At 53.3% G+C, this 13,281-nt stretch carries 12 protein-coding genes; 7 read left to right on the top strand and 5 right to left on the bottom strand.

What is annotated here, in order from left to right; all coding sequences use genetic code 11:
- Positions 1-54: 54 nt before the first annotated feature.
- Positions 55-1,533 carry an AAA domain-containing protein gene (locus ACMTNU_RS01475; RefSeq protein ID WP_413933426.1) on the bottom strand — a complete coding sequence of 493 codons (1,479 nt, stop codon included), beginning with the start codon at positions 1,531-1,533 and terminating at the stop codon, positions 55-57.
- A 160-nt stretch (positions 1,534-1,693) separates the two neighbouring features.
- Here ACMTNU_RS01475 and ACMTNU_RS01470 point away from each other — a divergent pair, with 160 nt between their 5' ends.
- Complete coding sequence (locus ACMTNU_RS01470; RefSeq protein WP_413933425.1) at positions 1,694-1,963, top strand: hypothetical protein; 270 nt, start codon at positions 1,694-1,696, stop codon at positions 1,961-1,963.
- A gap of 116 nt (positions 1,964-2,079) precedes the next feature.
- On the opposite strand, the gene ACMTNU_RS01465 is transcribed toward ACMTNU_RS01470, so the two are convergent.
- From ACMTNU_RS01465 to ACMTNU_RS01450, 4 genes are all read right to left on the bottom strand, one after another.
- Positions 2,080-2,481 (bottom strand): type II toxin-antitoxin system VapC family toxin, encoded by a 402-nt coding sequence (locus tag ACMTNU_RS01465; RefSeq protein ID WP_413933424.1) that lies wholly within the window; start codon positions 2,479-2,481, stop codon positions 2,080-2,082.
- Positions 2,478-2,720, bottom strand: a complete 243-nt coding sequence (locus tag ACMTNU_RS01460) for a FitA-like ribbon-helix-helix domain-containing protein (RefSeq protein ID WP_413933423.1) — start codon at positions 2,718-2,720, stop codon at positions 2,478-2,480. The genes ACMTNU_RS01465 and ACMTNU_RS01460 overlap by 4 nt, the downstream gene beginning before the upstream one ends.
- 123 nt (positions 2,721-2,843) lie before the next feature.
- The gene (locus ACMTNU_RS01455; protein ID WP_413933422.1) at positions 2,844-3,875 is read right to left on the bottom strand and encodes a tetratricopeptide repeat protein; all 1,032 of its coding nucleotides are present in this window, start codon (positions 3,873-3,875) and stop codon (positions 2,844-2,846) included.
- Between the two features lie 16 nt (positions 3,876-3,891).
- Positions 3,892-5,382, bottom strand: coding sequence for an FAD-dependent thymidylate synthase (locus ACMTNU_RS01450; RefSeq protein ID WP_413933421.1), 1,491 nt, complete (start codon positions 5,380-5,382; stop codon positions 3,892-3,894).
- 157 nt (positions 5,383-5,539) lie between these two features.
- On the opposite strand from ACMTNU_RS01450, the gene hisS reads away from it, so the two are divergent.
- The 6 genes from hisS (at position 5,540) to gyrB (ending at position 13,259) form a co-directional block, all read left to right on the top strand.
- On the top strand, positions 5,540-6,808 hold the full coding sequence (gene hisS, locus ACMTNU_RS01445) for a histidine--tRNA ligase (protein ID WP_413933420.1): 1,269 nt from the start codon (positions 5,540-5,542) through the stop codon (positions 6,806-6,808).
- Positions 6,809-6,915: 107 nt separating this feature from the next.
- A complete protein-coding gene (locus ACMTNU_RS01440; protein ID WP_413933419.1) occupies positions 6,916-7,233 on the top strand; it encodes a DsrE family protein in 318 nt (105 codons plus the stop codon).
- Positions 7,234-7,250: 17 nt separating this feature from the next.
- Complete coding sequence (locus ACMTNU_RS01435) at positions 7,251-7,592, top strand: hypothetical protein (RefSeq protein WP_413933418.1); 342 nt, start codon at positions 7,251-7,253, stop codon at positions 7,590-7,592.
- A gap of 554 nt (positions 7,593-8,146) precedes the next feature.
- Positions 8,147-9,490 carry a chromosomal replication initiator protein DnaA gene (gene dnaA, locus ACMTNU_RS01430; RefSeq protein WP_413933417.1) on the top strand — a complete coding sequence of 448 codons (1,344 nt, stop codon included), beginning with the start codon at positions 8,147-8,149 and terminating at the stop codon, positions 9,488-9,490.
- A gap of 23 nt (positions 9,491-9,513) precedes the next feature.
- Complete coding sequence (gene dnaN, locus ACMTNU_RS01425; RefSeq protein ID WP_413933416.1) at positions 9,514-10,647, top strand: DNA polymerase III subunit beta; 1,134 nt, start codon at positions 9,514-9,516, stop codon at positions 10,645-10,647.
- A 143-nt stretch (positions 10,648-10,790) separates the two neighbouring features.
- Entirely contained in the window at positions 10,791-13,259 is a 2,469-nt protein-coding gene (gyrB, locus tag ACMTNU_RS01420; RefSeq protein WP_413933415.1) for a DNA topoisomerase (ATP-hydrolyzing) subunit B, read from the top strand.
- Positions 13,260-13,281 lie beyond the last annotated feature (22 nt).

The raw sequence follows: 13,281 nt of genomic DNA, 5'->3' as shown, positions 1-13,281 counted from the left end.
CTTGCATACCATCCCGCAAGAAGGGGGGATTATCCTGAATTCTCCTCACCCACGTCAAGCAAGCGGAACTGGAGCAGTTTCCGAAGCAGTCCGAGTCCCCTTCTGGGGCATCACCCATTGCCCGACTGCAGCGACGTCCCGTGGATCGCCGCTGACAACAATGCGTTCACGCACGAGGCTAGCTGCAGCCAACAGTGAGGGCGCGGGGATCTTGGGAGCATCATCGACCATGAGCACATCGAACCGCACGCGGCTGAACAACGGGTCGGTCGCGACTCGCGTGGGGGTGGCGACAACCAGACGTCTATTCTGGACAAAAGCCTGGCGATTCGGATTCTCCTCAGCTGCGAGGAGTTCTCGAACTTTCTTGGTACCACCGAGTTTCGCGAGATGCTCCTTGAGTTCCTCACACTCTGCACGCTGTCCTCGAGGCACCGCCGCTTCCGGAACAAGTTGCTGAATCCTGGCTTTGGCCACATCGATCTCGCTGTCCAGGCGATCCATGTGACTCTGATACAGCGCACGATACTGCTTGAGCGACTCCACATTTTTCCCAACGGTCTGCATCGCAAGACGTTGGAACAGCGGAAGGCTCTCAAACTCTTTGAGCGTGGTTTCGACGCCAGCCAGCTTGACTTGAAGCTCTCGGAACTGCGTCACCAAACGCCACTCCAGGAGGCGGACTTCGTCCAAATCTTTTTGTTTCGCATCCTTTTGGGCCAGAAACGGAGTCAACTCTCGGAACCGGTCGTACTTCTGTTTCAACGTAGCTTTGTCGCCCTGTGATTTGGCATAGAATTGATGCATCTGAGCTTCAAAACTCAGCTCATGAAGATCAAGACCGGCGGCGTGCGATACCAAGGGGAGTTCATATCGCGTCACCCACGTTTTGGGGTTCAATCCGCCCGCCTTCATGGTCCGCCCCACCATCCCGACCAGCTCATCACTGTCGTCATGGCTGGGACTCAGCAACAGGATACGCTTGTTGGCGCGAACCAGGTCCATCGCCAGGCTCCCAAGCCTTTGTCGACGGAGTGCTCGGTCATCGGACCACAGTGTTGTGAAGACGGAGGAATTGGCGGAGAACGTTTCTACTTCCCCAATTGGCATCTGGAGAAGCGCCGCCAACCGCTCGGTCGGCCCAAGGTGGTACAGATCAGGCTTTGCCAGAATCTCTTTCAGGCGGGCCGCTGCCGTCCCAACGAGGCCGGCATGGTCGGGAACTAGGGTGCTAGAAGGGACTTCCCTTCCGAGGTGATCGACCAGTTGCACCAGAAGCGACTGCCCTGTTTGCCGCAGTATGATTCCCTCCGTCGTATCCGTATCATCGGCAGGGACAAGGGAAACCGGAAGGTCGATCGGCAGCCTGACCTCACCGGGCACGATAAATTCATACAGATGCAGCCCGCCGGTCGTCCTGACGAGTCGGCCCTGTGATGCCATGGCCGGAGCATCCTGTCCTGTTTCAATCAGACGTGCTTGCTCGGCTTCAAGGCGAGCGATCCAGAATTCGATGAGTTCTGTTGCTGTCATGACAAGTGATTTCTTGCGCCTATTTCTTAACGTAGGAGAACGTCATGATAAATGCCCGTCGCCGGTACTGTCCACCGCGATAACCCTTCATAAGCCCTTGTCTTCACAACTCGACCTTGTCTAGAATGGAACCCTTTGTAGAGCTTGTAAGGAGGAGCCTGTGAAGGGGTTGAGATTCGAGCGGATAGCGACAGGACGCCACTACAACGTGGTCTTCCATATCGGCAGCACGTACGTCCCCGTCAGTGATGAGACCATCGACGAACTCAAGGAACAGAGTCTGTTGCCGACCGAGCGCTTCCTCGACTTCCTCATCGACCGCGTCGGCTATTCCTCCTACCTCAAGGACCAGATCCGCAACGAATTGCAAGCGACGGGCGATCCCACGACGCAGATTACCGTGCTGCAGGGCGCGATTCGGGAACTGTAGATCTCGTCCCTCGTCGGTCGTGAGGCGTATCTCGTCTAAAACCACTGGCTAGAAGCTTTTCTCCTGTTCCTCTTCGGAGATCATCCGGCATCATTCCCTTCAACTTTCCATCGCGCTCAGCCTAAAAAGGTCCGCGGTGAGACTGCAAGGCTGGGGAATGCCTTCAAGACCTGCTGGTCGGTCGTCACCAACGATACCCCGAGATCCTGAGCAAGAGCCACGAATTCACAGTCATACGCTGAACAGCCAGAATGCTCCGCAAGGGTGAGCACATGGCGGGAGATGACGCTATATTCCCGTCCAGCCAACCATCGCTCTGCTTCGTCGACCATGGCTATGGCTGTTTCCAGTAGCACAAATTCTTTACGAACGAGGCCGATCAACGCATTCCTAAATTCAGACCGCCATAGCAACGGAACCGCCCATGTGGTATCGCGTCTGAGTACAGCCTCACTATCCTCAGTTCTATCTCCCTGGACATACAGATAGATCAACAAATTCGTATCCGCCACGATCATGACCGACCGACCACCTTCAACTCATTGAGAAGGCGATCCGTCAATTTCATCCCTTTCGGGGTTTGGCGAATTGCTCGTGCCCGTGCCAGCAACGTGTCGGCATCGACCGGCACACTCTGTGTCATCTGTTCTAGATAAGAGATGACTTGAAAATTCAAGCTCCGGTGCTGAGCGGCCGCTTGCTGTTTCAGTCGTCTCACCAACGGCTCTGGAATATTTTTGATGGTCAAGGTCGCCATAGTCCCCCCTGAAGGTTCCATTTCGAATCCGTTATGGATGCTACCTTGGGTAGGAGGATCTCGTCAAGAACGGCTTGTATTTCGCGTTGTGCGGATCAGGCGAGCACGGTAGCAGAACCCGGTTCAATCCCCTACCTGCCCTTCTTGAAATAGCTGATTCATGATCTGATTTCTTTTTTCAGGATCACGATAGTACTTCAGCGCTTTGGTGTAGTTTTCCATCGCGCTTTGGCGTTTGCCTCGGATCGCGTAGATCTCGGCAATGCCGTGATAGGCGCTGGCGTCTTCCTCATTGCACTTGAGTGCCCGGCTGAAGATGTCCGCCGCTTCTTGAAGCCGCTGTTTCCCTAACGCGAGCCACCCGAGGGCAGAGTGGGCTGCACCAAAGTCCGGATTGGCATTGAGCGCATCTAGATAGCTCCGTTGCGCTAAGTCCAGGCGCCCGCGCGTTTCGTAGAGGCCGCCCAGGGCAAAGTGCACTTCGGCATCCTGGGGGTTCAGCTTCAACGCCGCCTTGTATGATTGCACCGCCGGTTCCATTTTCCCTTGTTCAGCCAGGGCACAACCGAGATTGGAATGCGCGGCTGAATCGTTCGGGGTAAGCTTGATCACCTCACGGTACTCCTTGATGGCCATCTCCAGCCGCCCCTGGTCTTGGTAGGCCACACCCAGATTCATCCGTGCCGGTGCATAGTCCGGAGCCAGTCGGACCGCTTCACGATACTCTTTGATCGCCATTTCTAGATGGCCGGCCCGTTCGTGGATCTGTGCCAAAAAGTAGTGCGGATAGGCAGATTGTGGAAGCAGTCTTGCGGCTTCCGCGTATGGTTCCATCGATTGTTCGGATTGACCCGACTGGGCGAGAAACAAGCCCTTCACGAGATGGGCATAGCCGCTGTCTCCATGCTGCACGAGCAGGTCGTTTACCCAGCTCCCCACGGCTGCGATGTGTTCCTGGGCTTCAAGACAGAGGGCATGGGTTTTCCAGGCCTCCGCAAACCGTCCTTGCACGAGGTACACCACATTTCTCGCAAAGAGCGGACGCGGGTCCTTCGCTCCGTCCGGATCTCGGCTCCACGCTAGAGACTCAGCAAAGAGGGTGTCCCATGCGCCGGCCAAAATGGCGGCTTCGCATTGTTCCTGAAGGGTGTGCATGAGCGGTACGAGGATCTTATCGAGTCAGCGCGTCTTCGACATCAGGTGGTGTCGCCTGGATTTGTTCGCCGAGGAAGGGAAATTTCTTGGCCAGCTGTTGCTTCATCTGCCAGGCCACCATTCGGTACGACCAATGGCCTTTCACGCCGGACCGTAGTTTGCTGATATATTCTGCTTCCGCATAGTCCATCTTAAACAAGCACCGGACTTTGAAGCCAAACGGAATGGCGTAGAGTGAAGCTTCTTGGTCCTTCTTCCTCAACGAGTCGATATCCTGACGCACGGCATCCATGGCTTGCCGGTACTCCTGATCCAAACCGGCGTCGATCAACGATTGCGGGACATCGTACCCGTGAACGGTCGTGAAGTTCTGTTGCACCTGCTGGCACCGGCGATGGCGGTGCATATCTCGCCAAGCACCAATGTCCATGAGGATATCGAATATGAATGCATAGCCGCTGCGGAACTCTTTGATGAGTTCATCATATGGACCACGCTGTCTAGTGGCCACTTCAATGGTCGCGTGTTTTTCCTTCTCGGTCCACTCTCTCACCACGTCGAGGATCTTGCGATAGGGAGCCTGTGAGACACGATAGAGCAGCGTCGTGACAATTTCGTCGACCGGATGATGGGAGTCCACCAGCTCGACCGACTCCACGACTCCCCACCTCCCAGGCTGATCCAACCCCGTGCCGCGTAAGACTTCTTTCGCATGGCGAGCAAGATCGGCATACACCGTTTCTTGGTAGACATTCGCCTTTGCATGCCGAGCCAGGGTCGGCGCCAGAGGGTCGCTCAGGCCTCCGCCTGTTTGGCCACAGAGTTCGCTCCATAGATGTACCGGCGGACGCTGGCACGCGTCCTTCAAATCCTCCCCGATCGCCCGTAACTCCGGGAGTTGTGACGACAGGAGGCGAGTGATCTGTTTCTCCAAGGTCCGGATACTGACGACCTGTCCGACATTGGTCTTTGCCGCAAGGGGAAGCAAGTACCGAGTGACATCGAACGCCCGTGCCGCGATGGTCCGGTCATAGTCGGCCTGCTTCATCGACTCAGGCCGTGGCTCGCGTGTAGCGAGGAATTGTTTCAGAGGCTCGTGGAGGAGTCGGTACACATCCCCAAGGCTTCGGAGAATCCCTTCATACAAAGCCTCGGTTTCACTTCCACGAATTTGGCCTGGGACGAACCATCGGCTCGAGGCAAAATTCTGATAGCGGCTGGATTTCGCCTGACCATCCCACAGCGGCTCATCTTCCAGTCGAATCGCCGCAAGTTCAGAAATCTCCTCGAAGCAGATGATGACGTGTCCTAGATCGGCGATCGACGCATGTCCGTAATCAAAATAAAACTGCTCCCAGAATTTTTCCGACGAATGTCCGTGCACCCATCGAATACTCTCCTCAATGGAGTCGGGAGATCGGCTGTACCGTGCCAGCGCATAGGCGGACTTTTCAGGGGGCATAGGGGCCAGGGCCAGAACCCGACGGCCTGATTGATCTTGGCTCATAGAAGATTGAGTGACAGGGACCGTATCATAAGCTGGGCACTATACCTCTCGAGGTAGGACGGCGCAAGCACCACGCCGTTGACTTGCCGCCGAGGCCGCCGCTATAGTCCGCGCGAACTCTGCTGTAGGACAGACACATACGTAAGGAGATAATTCCGTGTCCGTGATCAAAGGTGTCAAAGGTGTCAAGGACCTGTTGCCGGAAGAAACCCCCCGCTGGCGGTTCATCGAAGAGTCTGCGAGGCGATGGGCGACCCGGTATGGATTTCACGAAATCCGTATTCCAATCTTTGAGGTGACCACCTTATTTGCACGGAGTATCGGTGCATCCACGGATATCGTCGAAAAAGAGATGTACACGTTCCCGGATCGGGATGGTACCTCGTTAACCCTCCGACCGGAGGGAACTGCCGGTACAGTCAGGTCCTATATCGAACACAATCGCGCCGCGATTCCGGTACCTCAAAAATATTTCTATACTGGTCCGATGTTTCGTCACGAGCGCCCGCAGGCTGGCAGGCTGAGACAGTTCCATCAATTTGGTGTTGAATCATATGGAATAGCAGATCCGCGTGCCGATGTTGAGGTAATTGCCCTCCTCTGGCACATACTCCATGAGCTAGGCCTTCCGAGCCTCACCCTCGAAATCAATAACCTTGGCCAGGCTGCTGACCGAGATCTCTACCGCCCTATTCTTGTCGGCTATCTCAAACACCATGAGGCGGGGTTGTGCGGTAATTGCAAACACCGCATCGAGGCGAACCCCCTTCGCGTCCTGGATTGCAAGGTTCCTGAGTGCCGAATCATTACAGAACAGGCTCCTCGTCTCTCCGAATCTCTCTCGGAGACCGCCCGTTCCTACTTCGCTCAAGTACTGGCCGGCCTCGATCTCATCCACATACCCTATTCCTTAAACCACCGGCTGGTGCGAGGCCTCGACTACTACAATCTCACAACGTTTGAAGTGACCGCGACAAACCTCGGAGCTCAAAACGCAGTCGGCGCAGGAGGTCGATATGATGGGCTTGTGGAAACACTCGGAGGTGCCTCAACTCCGGCCGTTGGTTTTGCCGTTGGGCTTGAACGTATCGCCATGTTGTTGCCAGACTCTCCGAAATCTCTATCGCCCCATGACAGGATTATTTATGTTGCGGGGTTCGGAGATCAAGGATCCATCGCCGGGCTTACTGCGCTCGAAGAACTCCGCCTCTCTGGTATACCGGCTGTTTCCGACTTTAGGTCGACAACTTTAAAGGCTCACCTTCGCCAAGCTGATCGGCTTGGCTGTCAGTTCGCTCTCATGCTCGGTGACGACGAAGTTGTGAAGGGAGTAGCCATGCTCAGGAATATGGAATCTAAGAATCAGTATGAGGTTCTTTTGTCATCTCTGAGTAGCCAGATACAAGCTCTTCTTCTGCCTTCTTGAGTGCTGCTTTTCGGCATTGACTTTCCCCTCAAAACCACTTAGTCTGAGTGTAGGTGATAAATTATCGAATCTACTGAATATTCATATAAATTCCTGTGAATTAACCTGTGAAGAGAAAAATTGGATTCCTGCTGGCTCTCCCTCCGACACATCAAAGCTCCGAGACAGTTACTGGACTCGCCCGCGCGGCACTAGATGCCGGTCATGAGGTGTATCTCTATCTCATTGATGAGGGTGTTAAAAATATGAATTCTCACTCATATCGAGACCTTGCTCAGGCAGGAGTCCGAATGTTTGTATGTGCATATGGCTGTCAACAACATCACGTTTCAACAGTGAATGTTGAAAAGGAGTTCACTTTATGTGGGTTAGTCGTTCTCTCTGGACTCATTGATGCTTGTAAGCCATTTATTTCCTTCACGTAAGGCGATTCATATCTCGAGTGGCAAAAAACGTCGCGGTTGTTATTCAAGAAGATCCTCGAATCACGCATAGGCCAGTTGAGGCGTTGCGGATTGCTCTCGGTCTTGTCGCTGGATCTCATAGCACGACTGTCATCTTACTCGGCGAGGCTGTCCGCCTGTTGAGTAGTGATAGCGATGATATTGTCGATCTTGATATTCTTGAGAAGTACCTTCCCTCAATTGAGCAACTTGAGATCCCTTTTATACTCCCGAAAGTATTTGATCTTTCAGAATTAAGTGGGAAATTCTCTATTCGCTGTGAATCAGAGGATACTGTGGCTGCTGTTATTCAATCTATGGATTGCGCACTCGTTTTTTGACGAAGAGGATCTGATGGAGTCGGTAGTTTATTTAGTTCGGTCACCTCGGGAGACGATTTCACCATTTCTCTATCCCAAAACAAAGAACGTTACTATCGTTGCGCTCGAAAAGACCCTTGTCGCGGGAAGGGTAGTAGAAAGTGTGTCTGGTTGTTCTAAAGAGAAGGGGACAACACTGTCTTATAATGAGCTCCTTGAACTACTGATGGGAACTAGTCGGGTTATTACTCTGTAACTCCGATATCCTGGAATAAAGAAAATTCGTCGTCGTCGGAGTAGAAGTAGTAAAGTGTATAGGGTGGATAGTGTATAAGTTGTTGATAATATTTAAAATTAAAATTATTTCTTCTCTGCGTAACTCTGGGGAAATCCTCTGAAAAGAGGTATAGGAATGTGTGAGTAGCTCGTTGATGGGTTTGAAGGAGTGGTCATCAGCTCGACAGAATGTGGCTAGGCATGCTATTCAGCGCGCCTTCCTTACAGGCAAAAACGGGTAAAATGAGTAGTTATCCACAAGTGTGAGTAATCCTGTGTATAGAGGGTGAATGCGATCTATGAGTATAGAGATTGAGTGGGATGAGGCGCTTGAGTACATTCAACAGAAGGTACCGAAACAGGTTTTTGACACCTGGTTTCTGCCGGTGCAATTCGATAAGGTTGAAAATTCAACGATTTATCTCGGAGTACCCAATAAATTCTTTGGAGAGTGGTTGGATACGCATTATGGTGCTCTCCTTGCTGAAGCTGTAGCGATAGCCGGTGGGGGTGAACCTCTGACCGTCGCATTTATTGTTCGGGAGAAAACATCCGCATCTCAGACCGAGCTCCCATCCGTAGTACAGGGAGGGAAGGGGCAGGTTCCACCAAAACCACGGCGTGGTATTCTTCTCAACCCTAAATATACATTCAGGAATTTTGTGGTTGGGGCTGGAAATCAGTTTGCCCATGCGGCTTGTATGGCTGTGGCGGAGCAACCAGGCCAAACCTACAACCCCTTGTTTATCTATGGAGGTGTTGGACTGGGAAAAACTCATCTCCTTAACGCCATAGGGAATCATGTGGCGGAACAAAGAGATCTCCGAATTGCGTATCTCACGACCGAACAATTCACAAACGAGGTCATTAACTCGATTCGTTACGATAAAATGATGGATCTTCGAAAGCGCTACCGACACATCGATATGCTGATGATCGATGATATTCAATTTCTCGTCGGGAAGGAGCGGACACAGGAAGAGTTTTTCCACACGTTCAACGCGCTCTACGAAGGCCATAAGCAAATTGTGTTGTCGAGCGATCGCTTTCCGAAGGATATGCCCGATATCGAGGAACGTTTACGCTCCCGATTCGAGTGGGGCTTAATCGCCGACTTACAGCCTCCAGATGTCGAGACACGGATCGCGATTCTGAGGAAAAAGTCCGAGGATGAAGGGGTCAAACTACCCGAGGATGTCATCCAGTTTCTCTCAACCACCATGAAGAGCAATATTCGGGAATTAGAAGGAAGTCTGGTTCGGCTAGGAGCCTATGCATCGCTCACTGGGCAAGTCATTAGCCTCGATCTCGCCAAAACTGTTCTTCGAGATCTCATCGGAGATAAGAAAAAGGTTGTTGCGATGGATGACATCCAGGAAGCCGTCTGCGCTCAATTTCATGTCAAGATCGCGGAACTGAAATCTCGGCGCCGAAGCAAGACACTGGTCCATCCTCGACAGATTGCGATGTATCTCTGTCGGGAGTTGACGGACGCTTCATACCCTGAGATTGGCCGGCAATTCGGCGGGAAAGACCATACGACAATTATTCACGCCTGCCGCCAGGTGACGAAAGCCAAGGAGACCGATACGGGATTGCAGACGACGATCGAATCATTAAAAGAACAGATCCTTCGCAGTTAGCGACGTCGATGGGGGAGCATTCCATGAAAGTACGGATCGGGCGAGACGAGTTGTTGACGGGCCTTCAGCGTGTGCAGGGCGTCGTGGAAAAACGCAACACCATGCCCATTCTGTCGAATATCCTGCTGGAAGCCAAGCAGGATGGTGTCGAGATTGTGGCGACAGACCTTGAGCTCGGCATGAGAGGTCTGTACAAGGCGACGGTGTTATCGACAGGAGGGGTCACCATATCAGCTAGGAAACTCTTTGAAATCGTGAAGGAGTTACCGGCTGGTGACATCGAGTTGACGGCAACGGACAATAACTGGACGACGATTCAGGCGGGGAGGAGCCAATTTAAAATCGTGGGCCTCCCCAGCTCCGATTATCCGGCGTTACCGGCGATCGAGCGAGAGGGATTAATGCCGTTGGCGGGAGACGGTCTGCTCGAATTGATTCGAAAGACGCTCTTTGCAGCAGGAGACAACGATGCTCGGTACATTCTGAACGGGCTATTGGTCACGTTGATTGTCACTGATAAGAAGACGACGCTCCGATTAGTCGGCACGGACGGCCATCGTCTGGCTGTTGCAGAACAAGAGGTCGGCAAAGCGGGGGCCAAGGCGACGGGCGTTCCGCAGGAAATGAAAGCGATTATTCCCAAGAAAGCCGCGCACGAAATCCGGCATCTCTTGGAAGAAGGCGGAGATGGTGAACCGCTCATCGGGTTCTCGAAAAATCTCATGATCTTTCGGAAGAGCGGCCTGCTCCTGACGTCACGGCTGATGGAGGGCAATTATCCGAACTACCAACAGGTCATCCCAAAAGATGGAGGCAAAACCATCAGCGTCAATCGGACAGATTTGGAGAGTGCCCTGCGTCGTGTGTCGGTCTTGTCGAAAGACAAGGCCAGCGCGGTAAAACTTTCCTTTGGACCCGGCAAGATGACGCTATTTTCTGCCAGCCCTGATTTCGGCGAAGCGACCGAAGAATTGCCAGCCCGCTACGAGGGAGAAAGCTTGACGACCGGCTTCAACGCTCGGTACCTCCTGGATGTCTTTAGCGTGATGGAGGGAGAAACGATTTCGCTCCAGATGGAAACCCCGCTGAGTCCCTGTCTGGTTCAGGAACCGGAGAGCCCCGGTTTCAAGTGTGTTGTCATGCCGGTGAAGATTTAGCGGAATGCTGGACGCACGCAGGATCATCGTTCCTCTCTTTCTGGGTGGCTCCACATATCGTATCCTAGATATTACCCCATGGACGAAAACCTTGTCCCAAACTGACATAAGTCCTCTGATCACGAGGATGGAATAGGTAGCGGATGGCCACGGAAGAACAGTCTCCAACCAAGTCTGATAGCTATAGTGCTGATCAAATTAAAGTCCTCGAAGGACTCGATGCGGTCCGCAAACGGCCAGCGATGTACATCGGCAGCACCGGAGTCGATGGATTACATCATCTCGTCTATGAAGTCGTCGACAACAGCGTCGATGAACATATGGCGGGATTCGGGGAAGCCATCGAGGTGACCATCCACATCGACGGAAGCGTGACGGTGACCGACAACGGGCGCGGAATCCCCACCGGGATGCATCCGACACAGAAGAAGTCTGCGGCCGAAGTCGCTCTCACCGTTCTCCATGCGGGAGGCAAGTTCGAACAGGGCGCGTACACCGTCTCCGGCGGTCTACATGGAGTGGGCATCTCCGTCGTGAATGCCTTGTCCGAGTGGCTGGAGCTGGAGATCTGGCAGGACGCCCAAGTGTTCGAACAGCGATACGAACGAGGGAAACCCAACGCACCTCTCACTGCCACAGGCAAGACCAAACGCCGAGGAACCAAGGTCCGGTTTAAGCCGGACGGCCAAGTCTTTGAAACGCTGGAGTTCAGTTTTGATGTGTTGGCTCAGCGGCTGCGGGAACTGGCTTTCTTGAACAAGGGTCTCGCCATCACGCTCCGAGATGAACGGAAAGAACCGGCAAAAGAACAGGTCTTCTTGTACAAGGGCGGCATTGTATCCTTCGTTGAGCACCTCAACGAAGCCAAAACACCCCTGCACAAGCCGATCTACGTCAAAGTCGAGAAGCCGGAAATGATTCTGGAAGTGGCGCTTCAGTACAACGACAGCTACGCCGAAAATCTCTTTTCGTTTGCGAACAACATCAATACGAAGGAAGGCGGCACGCACTTGGTCGGGTTCAAAGCCGCCCTCACCAGGACGATCAATAATTACGCCAATGCCAATGACCTGCTCAAGAAAGAAACCGAATCGCTCACCGGAGACGATGTACGGGAAGGACTGACGTCGGTGGTGAGTGTCAAGGTTCGCAATCCGCAGTTCGAAGGCCAGACTAAAGCCAAGCTCGGGAACAGTGAGGTGAAGGGCGTGGTTGAGGCTGCGGTCAACGAGGCCTTGGGAAATTATTTTGAGGAAAACCCTCCAGTCGCCAAAAAGATCATTGGCAAGGCCGTCGACGCGGCTCGTGCGAGAGAAGCGGCGCGGAAAGCAAAGGATCTGATCAGGCGCAAGAGTGCCCTGGATGGTGGTTCGCTGCCAGGGAAATTGGCGGATTGCTCAGAAAAAGACCCGGCGTTGAGCGAGCTGTACATTGTGGAAGGCGATTCAGCCGGTGGATCTGCGAAACAGGGACGTGACCGCAAATTTCAGGCGATCTTGCCACTCAAGGGAAAGATCTTGAATGTGGAGAAGGCGCGGTTCGACAAGATGCTCTCCAGCGATGAGATCCGAACGCTCATCATGGCGCTGGGCACCGGGATCGGTCGTAGGCGGGAAGAAGGGGATAAGCCGGAGAAAGATGCGTTCGATATTGCGAAAGCTCGGTACCACAAGATCATTCTTATGACCGATGCTGATGTAGACGGAAGCCACATTCGGACATTGTTGTTGACGTTCTTCTTCCGGCAGATGCCGGAGCTGATCGAACGGGGGTATATCTATATCGCGCAGCCGCCGCTGTTCAAAGTCAAGAAAGGTAAGACGGAGCGGTACCTCAAAGATGAAGGGTTATTGAACGAATACCTCGCCGACTTGGCAGTCGAGGACGTTGAACTCTTTATGGAGGGAGCTCAGGGTTACGTGACCGGGCGTCGGCTTCTGCCCATCCTGAAGAAAATGATTACCTTCGAAACCTTGCTCGGTCGTCTCAATAAGAAATCATACGAGGCCGCAATGCTTCGTGCCTTTGTCGATGAACCGGGGCTCGATCGCGAACGGCTCAAGGATCGTGCAGCTCTTCAACGATCCATCGAGAATGTCACGCAATCACTGGCCGTGGTGTTTCCGAATGTGACCCCAACGGTTGATATTCTCGTGGACGAGGAACACCAGTCGAACAAGGTCGCCTGCCGACTGCACGCGAGCGGGGTCACCCATGAGTTGGAAGTGACACATGACCTGGTCGGGTCCGCCGACTTCCGGGAACTCCAAAAACTGACGCCCTCTGCAATCGGACTGGGGCGGGCTCCGTACAAGCTCAAGGCCAAGGGCGAGGAAAAATCGTTTCAATCCACGGATGAGTTGGTGAAGGCCATTCTGGATACGGGAAAGCAAGGCCTCAGCATTCAGCGCTATAAGGGTCTCGGGGAAATGAACCCGGGACAGCTCTGGGAAACGACCATGAACCCAGAAATACGAACGCTCCTGAGGGTGACTCTTGAAGACCTCACTGGCGTGGATGAGATCTTTACCATCTTGATGGGCGATGAGGTTGAACCGAGGCGCAACTTCATTCAAACCCATGCGCTCGAAGTTCGGAATTTGGATGTCTAGCTAGGAAGCTGTTAGCCTTCAG

It is taken from the genome of Nitrospira sp. BLG_1 (assembly GCF_047338595.1).
GTDB lineage: Bacteria > Nitrospirota > Nitrospiria > Nitrospirales > Nitrospiraceae > Nitrospira_D.
This window is presented reverse-complemented; position numbering and strand designations above follow the sequence as displayed.